At 68.3% G+C, this 16,655-nt stretch carries 16 protein-coding genes; 7 read left to right on the top strand and 9 right to left on the bottom strand.

Annotated elements, in window-relative coordinates:
• Nucleotides 1-14: 14 nt before the first annotated feature.
• From NOV65_RS06660 to NOV65_RS06650, 3 genes are all read right to left on the bottom strand, one after another.
• Nucleotides 15-3,026 (bottom strand): serine/threonine-protein kinase, encoded by a 3,012-nt coding sequence (locus NOV65_RS06660; protein ID WP_257305282.1) that lies wholly within the window; start codon nt 3,024-3,026, stop codon nt 15-17.
• Nucleotides 3,027-3,192: 166 nt separating this feature from the next.
• A complete protein-coding gene (locus tag NOV65_RS06655) occupies nt 3,193-3,960 on the bottom strand; it encodes an outer membrane protein (RefSeq protein ID WP_257305280.1) in 768 nt (255 codons plus the stop codon).
• Nucleotides 3,961-4,144: 184 nt separating this feature from the next.
• Nucleotides 4,145-5,242 carry an NAD(P)/FAD-dependent oxidoreductase gene (locus NOV65_RS06650; protein ID WP_257305279.1) on the bottom strand — a complete coding sequence of 366 codons (1,098 nt, stop codon included), beginning with the start codon at nt 5,240-5,242 and terminating at the stop codon, nt 4,145-4,147.
• A gap of 91 nt (nt 5,243-5,333) precedes the next feature.
• Here NOV65_RS06650 and mutS point away from each other — a divergent pair, with 91 nt between their 5' ends.
• The 6 genes from mutS to NOV65_RS06620 all read left to right on the top strand — a co-directional run bounded on the left by mutS (nt 5,334) and on the right by NOV65_RS06620 (nt 10,719).
• Nucleotides 5,334-7,862, top strand: coding sequence for a DNA mismatch repair protein MutS (mutS, locus tag NOV65_RS06645; RefSeq protein ID WP_257305277.1), 2,529 nt, complete (start codon nt 5,334-5,336; stop codon nt 7,860-7,862).
• A complete protein-coding gene (locus NOV65_RS06640) occupies nt 7,859-8,335 on the top strand; it encodes a pyridoxamine 5'-phosphate oxidase family protein (protein WP_257305275.1) in 477 nt (158 codons plus the stop codon). The genes mutS and NOV65_RS06640 overlap by 4 nt, the downstream gene beginning before the upstream one ends.
• Before the next feature lie 29 nt (nt 8,336-8,364).
• Complete coding sequence (locus tag NOV65_RS06635; protein WP_257305274.1) at nt 8,365-8,979, top strand: lysophospholipid acyltransferase family protein; 615 nt, start codon at nt 8,365-8,367, stop codon at nt 8,977-8,979.
• Nucleotides 8,980-9,024: 45 nt separating this feature from the next.
• Nucleotides 9,025-9,336, top strand: a complete 312-nt coding sequence (locus NOV65_RS06630) for a hypothetical protein (RefSeq protein ID WP_257305272.1) — start codon at nt 9,025-9,027, stop codon at nt 9,334-9,336.
• An 11-nt stretch (nt 9,337-9,347) separates the two neighbouring features.
• Complete coding sequence (locus NOV65_RS06625) at nt 9,348-9,542, top strand: YgaP family membrane protein (RefSeq protein WP_257305270.1); 195 nt, start codon at nt 9,348-9,350, stop codon at nt 9,540-9,542.
• Nucleotides 9,543-9,654: 112 nt separating this feature from the next.
• A complete protein-coding gene (locus NOV65_RS06620; protein WP_257305269.1) occupies nt 9,655-10,719 on the top strand; it encodes a hypothetical protein in 1,065 nt (354 codons plus the stop codon).
• Between the two features lie 7 nt (nt 10,720-10,726).
• Here NOV65_RS06620 and NOV65_RS06615 read toward each other — a convergent pair whose 3' ends face one another.
• The 6 genes from NOV65_RS06615 to NOV65_RS06590 form a co-directional block, all read right to left on the bottom strand.
• Nucleotides 10,727-11,542 carry an ABC transporter ATP-binding protein gene (locus NOV65_RS06615; protein WP_257305268.1) on the bottom strand — a complete coding sequence of 272 codons (816 nt, stop codon included), beginning with the start codon at nt 11,540-11,542 and terminating at the stop codon, nt 10,727-10,729.
• Nucleotides 11,539-12,357: an ABC transporter permease gene (locus tag NOV65_RS06610; protein ID WP_257305267.1), complete on the bottom strand. Its 819-nt coding sequence runs from the start codon at nt 12,355-12,357 to the stop codon at nt 11,539-11,541. The genes NOV65_RS06615 and NOV65_RS06610 overlap by 4 nt, the downstream gene beginning before the upstream one ends.
• Nucleotides 12,354-13,373 carry an ABC transporter substrate-binding protein gene (locus NOV65_RS06605; RefSeq protein ID WP_257305266.1) on the bottom strand — a complete coding sequence of 340 codons (1,020 nt, stop codon included), beginning with the start codon at nt 13,371-13,373 and terminating at the stop codon, nt 12,354-12,356. Before NOV65_RS06605 ends, NOV65_RS06610 begins: the two co-directional genes overlap by 4 nt.
• A gap of 55 nt (nt 13,374-13,428) precedes the next feature.
• A complete protein-coding gene (locus NOV65_RS06600; protein ID WP_257305264.1) occupies nt 13,429-14,025 on the bottom strand; it encodes a methyltransferase domain-containing protein in 597 nt (198 codons plus the stop codon).
• Nucleotides 14,022-15,215, bottom strand: coding sequence for a winged helix-turn-helix domain-containing protein (locus NOV65_RS06595; RefSeq protein WP_257305262.1), 1,194 nt, complete (start codon nt 15,213-15,215; stop codon nt 14,022-14,024). Before NOV65_RS06595 ends, NOV65_RS06600 begins: the two co-directional genes overlap by 4 nt.
• Nucleotides 15,216-15,359: 144 nt before the next feature.
• A complete protein-coding gene (locus NOV65_RS06590; RefSeq protein ID WP_257305260.1) occupies nt 15,360-15,713 on the bottom strand; it encodes a hypothetical protein in 354 nt (117 codons plus the stop codon).
• A gap of 254 nt (nt 15,714-15,967) precedes the next feature.
• Here NOV65_RS06590 and NOV65_RS06585 point away from each other — a divergent pair, with 254 nt between their 5' ends.
• On the top strand, nt 15,968-16,615 hold the full coding sequence (locus tag NOV65_RS06585; RefSeq protein WP_257305259.1) for a CGNR zinc finger domain-containing protein: 648 nt from the start codon (nt 15,968-15,970) through the stop codon (nt 16,613-16,615).
• The last annotated feature ends 40 nt before the right edge of the window (nt 16,616-16,655 follow it).

The raw sequence follows: 16,655 nt of genomic DNA, 5'->3' as shown, positions 1-16,655 counted from the left end.
TTCTTCATAATTTGCTAATTCAACCCCCGCCGGCTGGCTTCTCGCTCCAACGCCGGGTTGAGCCCAAGGGCCTTTCCGGTGAGGACCCGGGCTCCGCCAGCGCGGTTGGTCCTCAGCAAGTGCTCAGCCTCCAACAGCTGAGCCCAACCATCCCAGGGGCGGGCCTGGGCAGCGGCCTGCAGGGCGGCCGCCGCACCGGGATCCATGGGCAGGTTGAGCTCCCGTACGGCCTCGAGGGCCTGGACACCCCAGGCAAGCTTCAGGTTGAGATTGCCGGGGGCGAGGGCGGCAGCCCGCTGCTGGAGGGCCAGGGCCTGGCGGGCCAGGGCGGGACTGCGCGAGGCACGGGCGGAGAGCAGCCGCTCGCGGGCACTGGCCGCCAGAACCTCGGCGCTGCCGGGCCCCTTGGCGAGGAGGCCTTCGATCTGGCGGCGCGCCTCGGTCAGGTCGTCCGCGGCAGCACGCCCCTGGTCCAGGTCCCAGGTCGCCCGGTCGAGGAGGGACCCGATCAGGCCCAGACGGGACAAGCGCGAGGAGGGCTGGAGCGCCAGGCCCGCCCGGTGGCATCGGAGGGCCGCGTCCAGCGCAGGGCGGGGGTCGACCCCGGTCCACGCCTGATACTGGGCCAGGGTCTGGTAGGCCGCGCCCTCGCTGAAGTTGTGCCCGACCCAGGGGCGAAGGGCGGAGGCGGCCTCCAGCATGCCCGCGGCGGCCTTGACCTCGGCCGAAGGATCCCGCCCTGTCAGGAGCTGGCGTTCGGCCCGCAGCGCATGGATGTTGCCCAGAGCGTCGAGGAGATAGTCGTGCAGGCGGGGCTGCTGGAGCGCCTGCTGGAGCCCCGCCTCGGCCCGTTCCAGGAAGGGCTCCGGGTCCCGGCCCTGGGCCATGTCCCGCTCGGCGCGATTGCGCAGCACCGTGGCCCAGTTCACCCAGAGGGCCGCTTCCGACGGCCGGAGCGCCAGGGCCTTCTCGGCATCCGAGGCAGCGGCGTCGAGGGCAGGGCTGGGATCCTCGCCGCGGTTCAGGAGCTGCGTGGCCCACCGGCGGTGGATGGCCGTGCTGTAGCTGTAGGCCTGCCAGTTGTCCGGATCGACTTCCAGGGCCTCCTGCACGGGCCGGAGCGCCCATTCGCGATCCGCCGGCGTGGCCTGGCCCTGGTCCAGCTTCAGGCTGAGGAGCGCGAAGCGCCGCTGGGCTTCCTCCACCAGTGGCTCGGGCGCACTGCGCGCGCGGTCCTGGGCTTCCAGCAGGCAGGCACCCTCGCGTTCCATCTCGGCCACGGCCTCATCCCGCCGGCCCGCGAGGAGGAGTTTGAGGGCCATCCCCTTGCGGGCCTCGGCCTCCAGCAGCCATGGCTCCGGGAACCAGGGCTGGCGGATCTGGGCCTCCTTCGCCTTCCGCAGCGCTTCGTCGAGTTGGTCCTGGACGAGGGCGAGCAGGCCCTCGGTATAGGCCGACCCCTCCAGGCTCCGCCCCCGCGCCTCGCGCAGGAGGGCCAGGGCGGGATCGCGGAGGGTGGGCTCCAGGTCCCGGCGGCGCTCCTCCAGGGCCTGGCCGTGGAGGCCTTCGAGTTCGGCCACATAGAGGCGCGCCAAGGTGGTGCCGAGGGCCTGCGCGGCATCGGGATCCCTAGGCGCGGCTTTCCGGGCCGCCTCCAGTTGGACGCGCGCCTTCTCCAGGTCGCCCAGGGCGAGGTAGCCGCGGCCCAGGGCCAGACGGGCGGGCCCCTGGGCCCACCGCCCTTGCTGTTCGGTCTCGGTCTGGAGCCGGGCGAGCGCGGTCCGGACATCCTGAAGTTCCCTGCCCGCGGGGTGCCGGGGCAGGCTGCGCACCTGGAAGATGCGGCTGTTGAGCCGTTCCACTTCCTGCGCCAACTGCTGGGCGAACCGCACCTGGGAACGGGCCCTCAGGGCGGAGAAAAGACCGTAGACGGCCGCCAGGAGGAAGCAGGTCAGGAGGGCGGCCACCGGCCGGTTCTTGCGCAGGAGCCGGTCCGCGCGGTACGCGAGGGAGGGGGGCCGCGCCTGGATCGGATCGCCATCGAGGAAGCGCCGCAGATCCTCGCCGAAGGCCCGCGCCGAATCGTAGCGTTGCGCGGGATCCTTCTCCAGGGCCTTGAGGATGATGGTCTGGAGGTCCCGCGGAACCTCCGGAGCGAGGCGGGAAGGCGGCACGGGGTCGTCCTCCGCGATCTTCCGCAGGAGGGCCAGCGGCGTCTCGCCATGGAAGGGGGGCGCGCCCGTCAGGCATTCGTAGAGGAGGGTGCCGAGGGCATAGACATCCGAGCGGCGATCCACCTTGTCCGCGCGACCCAGAGCCTGTTCAGGGCTCAGGTACATGGGGGTGCCCATGATGGCGTGCGTATGCGTGCGCGAAACGGCGTCCAGATCCCGGGCCACGCCAAAATCCATGAGGAAGGCGTGCCAGCCGCCGTCCTTCTTCTGCAGCATCACGTTGCCGGGCTTGACGTCGCGGTGGACGATGCCGGCCCGATGGCAGGCGTGCAGGGCCTCGGCGGTCTGGAGGAGGACCTCCACCTTGGCCTGGAGGTCGAGATCCCCGCAGGCTTCCCGGAGGGTCGGGCCGTCCACGAACTGCATGACCAGGTAGGGGTGGCCCTGGGCCTCGCCGGCCTCGAAGATGTGGCAGATGTTGGGGTGCTCCACTTGGGCCTGGACCCTTGCCTCCTGGAGGAACCGCTCGGTGTCCTCCCGGTCCAGGCGCTTGAGGAGCTTGAGGGCCACAGGGCGCTGCAGCTGCCGGTCGAAGACCTTGTAGACCACGCCCATGCCGCCCTCGCCGACGACTTCCAGGGCCTCATACCGCCCCTGCTTGGGCAGGGGGAAGCGGGCCATGAGCTCCTCGGGGCTCAGGCCGGGGGCCGGGGAGCCGGAGTCGCGGAAGGACGGGTCGGCCGGCCGGAGCTGGGTGGCCTCCCGGGGCGGCTCCGGGCCCGCGGCCGTCCAGTCGTCGCCGGTTCCGCCGGAGGTGGAACGAGGCCTTGAAGGATCTGGGGGCGTGGGCATGGGTGGTCATCCAGCATAGTCACCTCGGGGCCCTCCGTGGGCCCCGACAACGCGGACCGTCACGATCGGGCCGAGGCGGGCGTTCCAGCATGCGCCCCCGGCGGTCGACATGAAAAAGGAGCCCGCTTTCGCAGGCTCCATCGGACCCGGAACGGACTGGCCGGGATCAGAACTTGTAGTTGAAGCCGATGCGGACGACCTCGGACTTCAGGTTGGCTGTGTGGGTGAAGGGGCTGGTGGGGAAGGCGGTCGCGGGGGTGAAGGCCGTCAGAGTCCCGCCATCCACGGAGACCTTGCCGAAGTCCAGGTAGAGGATCTCGGCCTTGAAGGTCCAGTGGTCGGGCGTGGCGTATTCGTAGCCGGCGCCAAGGGTCCAGCCAAGCTTGGACTTCGACTTGGAGACGCTCTCCGCCGCGGTGGCGAAGGTGTCCGAGAAGCTGTCCTCGATCTTGAGGGAGGTCAGGGCCAGGCCGGCGGTGCCAAACCAGAGGTTCCGGTTGTCGGCGTAGCCCACCCGGCCGCGCAGGGTCACCAGGTACTCGGCCTTGGTGGTCTGGTTGATCGTGTAGGTGGTGGGGGCGAAGCCGGGGTAGACCACGGTCGTGGAGCGGTCGTCCTTCAGGCTGAAGGCATTGGCGTCCATCTCGAAGCCGTACACTGTGTGGCCGGTCTGGGCGTTGTAGCCGAAGGTCAGGCCGCCCTCGAACCCCTTGGGCTTCACGCTGTCCGCACCGATCGCGTTGATCGAAGCCACGCTGGAGGCGGCAAAGTAGCCGGTGGTGCTGAAGACCGTCGACGTCGTCACATCGGACTTGCCGAAGCCGTAGCCCGCGTTGGCGCCGAGGTAGAAGCCGGTCCAGTTGGTCGCCGACTGGGCGGAGGCGGTGCCGGCAATGCCGACAGCGAGAAGGGCGGTGAGAAGATGCTTGCTCACGTGCATTAAATGTTCCCCTTTTGGTGAATAATGCCTGTTTTTTGCTGTCATGACTCTCCAAAGGTATATCGGACATATTTGCCGTGTCAACATGAAAGCCATCTCTGTTGTGAGATGGCTTGTATTTTTAATTGATCAGATTCGACGGTCCGAAAACGCGGAAAGGCGGGGCCGTGGTGGCAGGCTAGGCCGCGGCCTCCTCCGCCAGGGCCAGACAGGCGGTGAGGCCCGGGGATTCGATGCCGAAGAGGTTCACCAGGCCCGGAACCCCATGGGCGTCCTCCCGCTGGATCAGGAAGTCGGGAGCGAACTCGCCGGGTCCATGCAGCTTGGGGCGGATGCCCGCATAGGCGGGCTGGAGCGAGCCGGCGGGCAGGCCGGGCCAGTATTTCCGGACCTCGGCGTAGAAACCCTCGGCGCGGCGGGGATCCACGTCGTAGTCCTCGTGGTCGATCCACTCCACGTCGGGCCCGAACCGGGCCTGGCCGGCCAAGTCGAGGGTGAGGTGGACGCCCAGGTGGTTCTGGTCCGGGAGGGGATAGACCAGCCGCGAGAAGGGCGCCGCGCCGGCCAGGCTGAAGTAGTTGCCCTTGGCGAACTGCCGGGGCAGGGGCGGAAGGGCCTGGAGGCGGATTCCGACGAAGGTGCGGGCCAGCGCCAAGGCCCCCAGACCGGCGCAGTTGAAGACCCGCTCCGCCAGCAGGCTCATGGGCTCGGCGCCGCCCACCTCCACCTTCAGACCCTCGGCGGTGTCCAGGCCGCCTGTGACAGGGCTCTTCAGCACCACCGTCGCGCCCGCGGCCTCGGCGTCCAGGCAGAGAGCCCGCATGAGGCCGTGGCTGTCCACGATGCCGGTACTGGGGGAGAGCAGGGCCGCCGCGCAGTGGAGCTGTGGCTCCAGCAGGCGTGCATCCTCGCCTTCCAGCCACTGGAGATCCAGGACGCCGTTGCGCTCGGCGCGCGCGCGGAGCTTCCGGAGGTCGTCGACCTGGCTGGCATCGGTGGCCACGATCAGCTTGCCGCAGCGGCGGTGGTCCACCCGCCGGGCTTTGCAGAAGGAATAGAGGGCCCGATTGCCCGCCACGCACAGCCGCGCCTTCAGGGAGCCCGCCGGATAGTAGAGGCCCGCGTGGATGACCTCGCTGTTGCGGGAACTGATGCCCGTGCCGATGCGGTCCTCCGCCTCCAGCACCACCACTTCACGGCCCGCCAGGGCCAGATGCCGTGCCAGGGCCAAGCCCACCACGCCGGCCCCGATGACGATGCAGTCCACGCGTTCCATGGGTCCATCTTCGCGGCAGCCTCCGCTCTATGGGAAGATCGGAGATTCGTCTTCTTCCACCCTTTGACCCTCCGACAAACCGGTAAGCCCCATGTCCACCCCCATGCTGCAGCAGATCGCGGGCCTCAAGCGCGAGGCGGGCGAGGCCGTGCTGCTCACGCGGATGGGCGATTTCTACGAGATCCTGGGCGAAGATGCCATCCGGGCCGCGCCGGTGCTGGAGATCGCGCTGACGCTGCGAGGCAAGGGCACGGATTCGGAAACTCCCATGTGCGGGGTGCCCCATTTCGCCCTGGACTCGTACCTCCCGAAGCTGCTGGCGGCGGGCTTCTCCGCCGCCATCGCCGAGCCCACCGCCAAGGCCGAGGAGGTGAAGGGGCTCCTGCCGCGGGCCATCAAGCGCATCATCACGCCCGGTACCTGGCTGGATGACGACGCCCGCTGGCTCTGCGCGCTGCATCGCTCGGGCAGTGCCTGGGGCCTGGCCCTGCTGCAGCTGGCCTCCGGCGCCTTGCGGGTGCTGCCGGGCGAGGGCGAGGAGGCCTTGCGGGCCACGCTGGAACGCCTGGGCCCCCAGGAGCTGATCCTGGCCGAGGGTGCCGGGGATATCCCCGATCTGGAGGCCGCCCGCACCCGGCTGCCCGCCTGGCGCTTCGAGGCTTCCCGGGCGAAGCAGCAGGTGCTGGCCTTCTTCGGCTGGCAGCACCTGGAAGGCGTGGGCCTCGATCCCTATCCGGCGGCCCTGGGTGCCCTGGCGGCCCTGCTCGATCACGTGGAGGCCACGCAGAAGGGCCGGCCCGCGCACCTCCAGGGCGTGTCGTTGGAGCTGGGCGCCTCGGGCCCCCTGCTGGACGCCACCAGCGCCCGCCACCTGGAAGTGCTGGCCAACGGCCTGGACGGCGGCCGCGCGGGCTCGCTGCTGGCCCTGCTGGACCAGTGCCGCACCCGCCTGGGCTCGCGGCAACTGAAGGCCTGGCTGGAGCAGCCGCTGCGTGATCGCGCCACCCTGGAGCGGCGCTGGTCCCAGGTGGCCTGGCTCACGGAGGACCGTCGCCGCACCCCCATCCAGACGCTGCTGGCCCAAGTGCCGGATCTCGACCGCCTGCTGGGCCGCGTGGCCCTGGGTCTCGCCACGCCACCGGAGTTGGCCCAGCTGCGCGAGGGCCTGGCCGTGCTCCAGAAGCTGCCCGCGCGGGTCCAGGATGAGGGCTGGGCCCCCGAAGTGGCGGGCTTGGGCCTGTGGCCAGACGGGACGCCGCTGTGCGCAGGGCTGCTGGCTGAGCTCCAGCGCACCCTGGCCGAGGCGCCGCCCCTGGACCTGGAGAAGGGCGGGGTCATCCGCGAGGGCGTGGATCGGGAACTGGACGCGGTACGCCACCTGGCCCGGGACGCCAAGCAGGTGATGCTGGAGCTGGAAGAGGAGGAACGCGCCGCCTCCGGCATCAACAGCCTGAAGATCAAGTACAACCGGGTGTTCGGCTACTACTTCGAGATCACCAAATCCAACCTGGGCGCCGTGCCCGCGCACTTCCTGCGCAAGCAGACCCTGGCCAACGCCGAGCGCTTCACCACTGAGAAGCTGGTGGCCTTCGAGCAGCGGCTGCTCAGCGCCGAGAGCGACCAGGCCAAGCTGGAAGCGGCGCAGTTCCAGCGCCTGCTGGCCCTGGTTCTGGAGCACCGCGGGGATCTCACGCGGCTGGCCCGGGCCGTGGCCGCACTGGATGTGCTGGCCGCCCTGGCGGAGCGGGCGCGGCTTTCAAGCTGGACCCGGCCCGAACTGGGCGAGGACCGGGAGCTGGTGCTGGCCTCCGCCCGCCACCCCATGCTGGAATCCCGCCTGGGCCGCGAGTGCATCCCCAACGACCTGCAGTTCAGCGCGGCACAGCCCATGGCCGTGGTGACGGGCCCCAACATGGGCGGCAAGTCCACCTTCCTGCGCACGGCGGCCCTGCTGGTGGTGCTGGCGCAGACGGGCTCCTTCGTGCCCGCGGAGCTCATGCGCTTCGGCCTGGTGGACCGCATCTTCACTCGCATCGGCGCGTCCGACCAGCTGGCCAAGGGTCAGTCCACCTTCATGGTGGAGATGACCGAAACCGCGCGCATCCTCAACCAGGCGACCGCCGCGAGCCTGGTGATCCTGGACGAGATCGGCCGCGGCACCTCCACGCGGGACGGTCTGGCCTTGGCCGAAGCCATCGCCGTCTTCCTGCGGGACCTTAAATCAGGCGCGCCGCGCACGCTCTTCGCCACGCACTACTTCGAGATGACCAAGCTGGCGGACGACAGCCGCATCCAGAACCTCCACGTGGAGGTGCAGGAGTGGGAGGAGCAGCTGCACTTCCTCCACCGCGTGGCGCCAGGCCCCGCGGACCGCAGCTACGGCATCCAGGTGGCGCGTCTGGCGGGCCTGCCCAAGGCCGTCATCCAGAAAGCCCAGCGCCTGCTGGCCCAGGCACCGGAGGCGCCGCCCCGGGCGCCCATGCCCTCCCAACCTGCCCTCCCGTTGTTCGAAGTGGAGCCCGATGGTCTCCGCGGAGAATTGGAAGCCCTGGACCTCAGCCGCATGACGCCCCTGGAGGCGCTGAATTGGCTGGCGGTGAAACAGAAGGAACGGACATGAGCGCGCCGAACCATCCCATCCGCCGGCGGGACCGGGCCCTTGATGAAGCTGAAGCCCTCCGGCTGCTCCAGGAAACGGAATGGGGGGTGCTGGCCACGGTGGATGCGGACGGCTGGCCCTACGCGGTGCCCGTGAACCATGCGGTGGCAGACGGAGCACTGATCATCCACTGCGCCACGGTCGGCCACAAGCTCGCCAACCTGGCCGCCAATCCGAAGGTCTCGTACTGCGCGGTCGCCCTGGCCGAGGCTCTGCCCCTGGAACTCGCCACCCGCTATGCGAGCGTCATTGTCTTCGGCCGGGCGGAGCTGCTCACGGAGGCGGGAGAGAAGCGCGCGGCCCTGCGGGCCCTGGGCCTCCGCTTCGCCGCGGAGCATCACGATGTGGTGGAGCGGGAGATCGACAAGGACCTGTTCCGCACCGCCGTGGTGCGCATCCACATCGAGCGGGCCACGGGGAAGGCGCGGCGGTGAGCGGGCGCTCGCGGCCTCCTTCCGGCGGTGTGCCTGTGATCTACTGGCTGGCCCACACCCTGTCGCGGCTCGTCGGTCGCATCTTTTTCCGGCATCGCACTCTGCACCGGGAGTTCCTCCCCGAGTCCGGCGGCGCCCTGATCGTGGCCAACCATGTGAGCTTCCTGGATCCGGCTGCCGTGGGGGCCGCCTTCCGGAAGCCCATCTACTACCTGGCCCGGAAGACCCTGTTCAAGGGGCTCCTGGGGTGGCTGCTCCCGCGGATCCAGGTGCTGCCGGTGGATCTCGGCAAGGGCGATCTCGCCAGCATGAAACGCATCCTGAGCCTGCTCAAGGCGGGGAACCGGGTCCTCATCTTCCCGGAGGGAACCCGCTCACCCGATGGCACCCTCCAGGAGGCCGAGGCTGGCATCGGTTTCATCATCGCCAAGGGGGAAGTGCCCGTGGTCCCCGTCCGGATTTTCGGCGCCTTCGAGTGCTGGGGTCGAGAGGCAAAATGGCCGCGACCGGGCCGAATCACCATCGTCGCCGGGCCCCCGGTCGATGTCTCCGGGCTGCCCGGCGAGCTCACCGGCCGCGCGCGCTATCAGGCCTGTGCCGAGCTGGTGATGAAGGCGCTGGCGGAGATCCACCTCGAGGCCTGAGTTCTGCTCTTTCCCGGTGCGGTTGCCGGGGCGTAGACTGCCTCCATGATCCGGCCCCTTGGCAAAACCCGAATCCGCCTGGCCTGGGCCATCGCGCTGGCCGTGGACGCCATCCAGGTACCGGCGGATCTCTCCGGCCCCATGGGCTGGTTCCTGGGCGCCGGTCTCGATCTGATCACCATGATCGTCCTGTGGGCCATGCTCGGCTTCCACTGGGCCTTCCTGCCCTCCTTCGTCACGGAGGCGGTTCCCTATCTGAACCTCGCGCCCTTGTGGACGCTGGCCGTGGCCCTTGCCACCCGGGGCCGGGGGGAGGCCCTGCCTTCCGTGCCACCACCGCCGCCGTCCCTTCCCTGAAGGAGGTCTCCATGCAGGCGAATATCGGAAATACCGACAAGACCGTGCGCATCGTCGCGGGCCTCGTTCTGTTGAGCCTGGTCTTCCTGTTGGAGGGCAAGGCTCGCTGGTTCGGCCTCCTCGGCGTGGTGCCCCTGCTGACCGCCTTCATGCGGTTCTGCCCGCTCTACACCCTGCTGGGCGTGAACACCTGTCCGAAGGCCTAGGGCGGATCCTTTCGATCATCCAGTGGCGCGCATTGTGCCTGTTTTTTCACGTTTCCGGCACTCCCGACACTCGATCGGTGGGACACTGGGCTGCCTTGCGTAGGCGGGCCCCATGCGAGCCTCCCCGCGAATCCGCAGATGCCTCCGCTCCCGCGTGCTGCCGTTCCTGGCCACGATGGCAGCTTCGTCTGCGTGGGCCGGGGAGGAGCCAGGACCACCCGCTCCGGATTCCTTCGGCCAGAAGCTGGACCGGTTCCAGGCGGGGACCTACCACTTCCTGCAACCCAAGGTGGAGCGGGTCGACCGCTGGTTCGTGCGCAAAGGGACGGAACCCCTCCCGGTGCCGCCATTCGAGCTGCGCCTGGGCCTGTATGGGCTCCCCGACCTCGATGCGGCGAACAGGTTCCACTTGAAGGGCCTGCTCGATCTGGATGCGAAGATCTTCCTGCCCAACGCCGACCGCCGCCTGAAGCTGAAAGTGACCACCCTGGATCCCACCCAGACGCCGGGGGCACCCCCCATCGAGGCGCGGCGATCCGCGCGAATCGGCGTGGAGCGGACCTGGACGGATGATTTCCACGCGACCCTGGGGCTCATGGCCAGTTTCCGCCCGCAGGTGTACACCCACCTGGACTGGAGCCCCACCTGGGCCACCGGGCACTGGAAGCTCTACCCGTTCGAGCGGCTCTACTGGGAAAGCCGGGATGGCGCCGGCGCGATCACCTCGGTGATGGCGGATCGGTGGCAGGGCTTCTGGAACTTCCGCCCCGCGGCCTCCTTCAAGTGGAGCGAGAAACAGCGGGATGCCGACGTGGCGTCACTGCAGCCGGGGCACGGTCGGGGCTGGGAATGGGAGGTCAGCCTCAGCCTTGGCTACATCACGGAACTCCTGCAGGAAAGCGACATCCGCCGCCGCATCAACGGAAACGATATGGCCCGTGGCACGAGCGTCCGGTTCGGCGTCTTCGGCACGCCCGGGCAGGAGAACAAGTACCTCCTCACGTTCTTCCTCAAACGCGAGCTGTGGCATCGCTGGATCTATTACGTCCTCGCCCCGGAGATCGAATGGAACCGGGTCCACCACTGGGGGCGGGAGTTCCGTCTGAACGTCGGCATCGACCTGCTGTTCTGGCACGACCGCCTGGCCTCCGGGGCCGGATCGAAGACCGGCCGGTAGCCAGCGGCTAATCCACCGCCGCGCCGCGGAACTCGTCCTGCTCATGCCGACTCTGCTCTTCCATGAGGAGCATGCTCAACTCCTTCTTCAAGGCGTTGAAGTCGGGGCTGGCCACGTCGCGAGGACGGGGCAGGTCCACGCGCAGATCGCGTTTGACCGTGCCCGGACGATAGGTCATCACCACTGTGCGGTCCGCCAGGTAGAGGGCCTCCTCGATGCTGTGGGTGACGAAGAGGATGGTCTTCTTCAGCTCGGTCCACAGCCGCAGCAGCTCGTCCTGCAGGTTGCGGCGGGTGAGGGCGTCCAGGGCGCCAAAGGGCTCGTCCATGAGCATGATGGGCGAATCCAGGGCCAGCACCCGGGCGATGGCCACGCGCTGGCGCATGCCACCGCTCAGATCCTTGGGATAGCGTTTCCGGAAATCCTGGAGGTGCAGCAGGTCAAGGAGGCTGGACACCTTGGCCTGGATGGCGGTCCTGGTCTCGCCCTTGATCTGCAGGCCGAAGGCGATGTTCTGCTCCACGGTCATCCACGGGAACAGCGCGTATTCCTGGAACACCATGCCGCGATCGGGGCCCGGGGCGGTCACAGTCGCGCCCTCCACCACGATGTGGCCAGAGCTGGGCAGGCTGAAGCCCGCCACGGCGTTCAGCAGGGTGGATTTGCCGCAGCCGGAGGGGCCCAGCAGGCAGACGAACTCCCCGCGGGCGATCTCCAGGTCGATGGCCTTGAGGGCGTAGACATCCTGGCCCCCGCTCTGGAAGACCTTGTGGACGCCCTGGACGGAGATGTGGGATCCGGGATTCATGGTCACGGCCGTCATCCCTGCTCCAGACCACGGTGCCAGCGCAGCAGGCGGGAACTGAGGCGGCTCATGACCGTATCGATGCCCAGGCCGAGGAGGCCGATGGTGAACATGCCGGCGATGATCTTGTCGGACCAGAGGTACTCCCGGGCTTCCAGGATGCGGTAGCCGAGGCCGTTGTTCACGGCGATCATCTCGGAGACGATCACCACGATGAACGCCGTGCCCATGCCGATGCGGGCCCCGGTGAAGATGTAGGGGGTGGCGGCGGGCAGGATGATGCGGGTGAACTGCGTGAACCGCGAGGCACCGAGGTTGCGGCCCACGCGCAGGTAGATGCTGTCCACCGTCTGCACCCCGGTGACGGTGTTCATCAGCACCGGGAAGAAGGCCCCGATGCTGATGAGGAAGATGGCGGGTGGATTGCCCAGGCCGAACCACAGGATGGACAGCGGGATGTAGGCGATGGGCGGGATGGGCCGCAACACCTGGACGAGTGGATTGAACAGGCCGTAGGCCACCTTGCTGTAGCCCATGGCCAGGCCCAGGGGCAGGGCCAGGCCCGTGCCGATGGCGAAGCCCAGCAGCACGCGGTAGAGGCTGCCCATGGCGTCCTGGATCAGTTCACCGGTGAAGCACCACTTGAGGTACGAGCCCTGGCTGGGATCGAAGGCCTCGAGCGGTCGCAGGTACGCCCACCACTTGGTGAGGACCTGCATGGGGGAAGGGAGGATGGTGGCGTTCACCCAGCCTTTGGCGGAGAGCAGATGCCAGAAGGCCAGGGCCGCCAGCGGGACGAGGATGCCGGAGGCGGCGTGTCGGTACCGTTTCATCCCTTCTTCACCTTCTGCTTCGGCACGGCGGGCTTCGGTGCGGCGGCCTTGGGCTGGTCGATCTTCAGCTGCTTCTTGGCCTCGGCCAGCAGGTCCAGCCTCACCCAGTCGCCGGCCTTCGGGGGATTCGCCATCTTGCCCACGCCGTACTGCTTCATGAGGTCCGTGGTGACCTGGACATGCTGCACGCTGATGTCATAGCTGAAGGGGGAATTGCCGATGGCGTCCTGGTAGTCCTCGGCGCTGATCTGGCTCTTGAACATGTTTTCGCGGACGTATTTCTCGGCCAGCTTGGGGTCGTCGACGAACTTCTTGGTGGCCTCCACGAAGCAGAGCAGGAAGCGCTGGGCCACATCACGGCGTTCCTTGTAGAGCTTCTCCGTGATGACCAGGGCGCGGATGGGCTCGCCGAGGGGGGTGTCATAGGGCTTCAGCAGTTCCACGCCGAACTTGCGGTTGATGGCCTGGGAGCTGTAGGGCTCGCTCTGGCACATGGCGTCGATGTTCTTGGCCATGAGGGCCTGATTGAGATCCGCGAAGGGAAGGTAGAGCACCAGCACGTCCTTGCCCGGCCGATCGGACCAGGTGAGGCCGGCCTGGGCCAGCTCCGCCAGCAGCAGCAGCTCCTGGGCTCCGCCACGGGCCACGCCCACTTTCCTGCCCTTGAGGTCCTTCAGCGACTTGATGCCCGAGGTGGCGTTCACCACGATGCGCGCTCCGCCCTTGGCGAAGCCCGCCACCACGTAGATGGGCACGCCCGCCGCCCGTCCGGCGATGGCGGCGTCCAGGGCCGCGGCGCTGGCGTCGATCTCACCGGCCACGATGGCCGGATTGATGTCGATGCCCTTGGCGAACATCCGCTCTTCGACCCGGAGGTTGTACTTCGGCGCCAATTCCTTCATGTAGGACACGGCCCCGTAATGCGCGAACTTCAGGTTGCCGAGGCGAACCACATCCTGGGCCACCAGGCTCAGGGCGGAAAGAGCTAGCAAGAAGGCCAGAGGCTTCATTCGCATGGGTACTCCGGGGGTTTGGACCATTCTAGGTCATCGCTCCCCGGAGGTGCATCGGTCAATCCTGCCGGCGCCTCGCCACCATCAGGAACTCCCGTCCCGCGCGGCGCGGGTGGCTGGTTGTTGCGTGTGCAAGATGGAGCACCTCGAAACGGGGTTCCACCAGGGCCCGGCAAGTCTCCATGGGGATGGCATGGGGAGGTCCGGGGCGGCCCTGCACATCGTGGAAGAGCACGGCCAGCCAGAGACCGTGGGGGTTCAGATGGTACGCACAGGCATCCACGTAGGCGGGCCGCCGCGCCGGATCCATGGCGACGAAGCAGGTGTGGTCGAAGATCGCCTCCCACGGACCGAGCTGGGTGGTGAACCAGTCCGCCTGCGACCAGGCGATCCGATCTCCATAGCGCGCCCTGGCGCCCTGGATGGCGAGCGGGGCGAAGTCCAGGCCCGTGACGGCGTAGCCCCGGGCGTTCAATTCCGCCGCGTCATGGCCGTACCCGCATCCAGGCACCACGATGGCGGCCTCCGGCCCCAGGCCCAGCACCGACGCCAGGGATAGCGCCTCCCCCAGCACCGGCGTGGCTCCAGCCATGTCCCAACCCGGGCGGCCTTCCTCCTCGTAGATGCGGTTCCAGTAGTCGGGGTGCGCGGTCATGGCAGCAGGATCTCATCGGCGCCTACGAATCCCGCCAGCCTTTCCAGCGCCTCATCCAGCGCGCGCTTCCGGGCCCTTGTGGGCTTCACGCCGGGCTCCCACCAGAGGCCCTTGATCTCCAGCACCCCGCGGTCCCGGTGCAGCTTGGGATCGAGCCGGCCCACCAGACGGTCGCCTTCGAGAATGGGCAGCACGAAGTAGCCGTACTGCCGCTTGGGTTCAGGCACGAAGGCTTCGAAGCGGTAGTCGAAGCCGAAGCGGCGCAGGGCCCGGGCGCGGTCGCGGAGGATGGGATCGAACGGGCACAGCAGGCGGGTGCGGTCGGGAGCCTCGGGCAGCCTCGCCAGGCGGCGCTCCCAGTCCGCCACGGCAAAGGCAGGCCGGGAAGCGCCATCGGCCCCGGCCACCTCCACGGGGACGATCCGCCCGGCCTTCGCCGCGCTAGCGCACCAGGCCTTGGCCTCAGTGGCTTCGATGCTCGCCCAGAACTCCGCCAGTTCCTTCGGTGTGAATACCCAGAGCCGTTCCGCGGCGGTGGCGCAGGCCCACTCCAGGTGCTCGGCGGGCTCCGGGCAGGGCCGGGCGTGATGCTCCGGCAGCACGCGTTCCGTGAGGTCATAGACCTTCTGGAACCCCTCGCGCCGGGGGATCATCAGCTCGCCGCTGCGCCAGAGGAAATCGAGGGCGGCCTTTTGCGGCTTCCACCCCCACCAGGGGCCGCGTTTCTCGGGATGCTCGAAATCCGAGGATTTCAGCGGGCCCTCGCGTTCGATGCGGGTCTTCACGTCCTTCACCACGCGGGCGCCGTCCGTGCCCCGGAAGTGATGCTGCCACCAGGCGTGGGCGTGGATGCGCGCCTGGTCCCGCGCGAAGCGGGGCTTCCACTGGGGAAACCAGGCCGTGGGGATGGCGGAGGCATCGTGGGTGAACCCCTCGAAGAGGTTCCGCTTGTCCTCCAGCAGCTTCCTGAGCTGTTCGGGCTGATAGCCGTCCAGGCGGCTGAAGAGCGTGAGGTCATGGGCCCTCGCCACCACGTTGATGGTGTCCACCTGCACAAAGCCCAGCCGCTCGATGAGGGCTTGCAGCGAAGCCGCGGTGGCCCGGCGCGCCGGATCGTCCAGCAGGCCCTGCGCGCCGAGAAGGAGGCGCTGGGCGGCGGGGGCAGAGAGGCGTGGTAGGGCGCTGGTCACAGATGAGCCTGTTATCAATTCCCGTCAATCCTACCTTCTGGAAAGCGCAGGGGTGAAACGCCGGATTGGATGGAATCCGGAGGGAGGCCGGACCACTCCGGCATTGACGCCATCAGCCACCGCCTCCTACGAGCCGGCTGGGTATCACGCGCTGAGACCGCCAGCCACCTCCCGGATGCCCGGAACGAGGGTCAGGGGGTTCGCGGTGGGTTCCACGCCGACTGAGAGATGGCCTCCCGCTGTGGGATGGATGATCTCGAAGAAGCTGCCGTACCGCACGATGAGATACTCCAGGCCGCCGCAATCGATGTTGCCCCGCTGGCGGGCCAGGGTGAGCAAGGTGGGATTGACCAGCAACTCTTCGTACTTGTCCGATTCGGCTGCGCTGGCGTTCTCCAGGCTGGATCGCATGGCGGAAGCCAGCTGGCCGTGGTGGTAGATCGCGACATAGCGAACATCAGCGGAAAGGCCGAACACGCGGTCGATGGTTTTTTGCATATCACCCTCCAGGGGATGACCCGGGGAGAATCCGGGAGGTTGAACCATGTGTCTCAAGGCACGTCCAAGAACATCAGGCCGAAAAATCAAGGGAGGTGTCGTGCTGAAGCAGTCGGGCAATGGCGGATCAGGCGCCTGCCGAAGGTGCGCCCGCTGATCGCCGGCAAACGCCAGCAGTAACCACCAATATTTAAAACAAAGGTTACCTTTTTATGGTAACCCGTCAAGTGGCTTTTGATGGGTATCATCGACACATGAGGAAAGCTCCGGGCAAGCGAGAGCCCCCGCCCACCGGCGGCGGGCGGGAGCGGTTTGACCTGACCGGGGGGGATCTGTGCCTCGACTTTGTCAACACCGTCACCAAGCGGCCCACCGACAACTCAGAGGAATTGCTCGGGAGCTACGAGGATCTCCTCGCCTGGGCGCTCGAAGCGGGGGCTGTGCCAGCGAGGAAGGCGGCGGAACTGCGCCGGCAGTCACGGCAGGACCCGGCCGCGGCCAGCGCCGCGCTTGATCGCGCACGGGCCCTGCGCGAGGCCATGTTCGCGGTTCTCTCTGCCGCCTCCGCCGGTCGTCCGGCGGAGGACGGCGCGCTCGACCACCTGAACACGTGGCTGCGCGTCAGCTCCGCCAGGCTCTGCCTGGCGAGCCGCGGCCGCGGGTATGGCTGGGATTGGGAAGCAGATCATCAGTCCTTCGATCAGGTGCTATGGCCGGTGGTCCGTTCCGCAGGCGAGCTGCTCACCTCGGAGCGCCTCGGCCGGTTGAAGGAGTGCGCCGCGGAACGTTGCGCCTGGCTGTTTCTCGACCACAGCAAGAACGGAAGCCGCCGTTGGTGCGACATGGCCATATGCGGCAACCGCGCCAAAGCCAAGCGGCACCGCGCGGCGGCCCAGGCCTAGGCGGTGGCTCGTTCAGGTTCCGCCAGCCTCTGATCGGAAT

The organism is Geothrix campi (assembly GCF_024609265.1).
Lineage (GTDB): Bacteria > Acidobacteriota > Holophagae > Holophagales > Holophagaceae > Geothrix > Geothrix campi.
The sequence above is the reverse complement of the archived record's forward strand: the minus strand, read 5'-3'. Positions and strand labels throughout refer to the sequence as shown.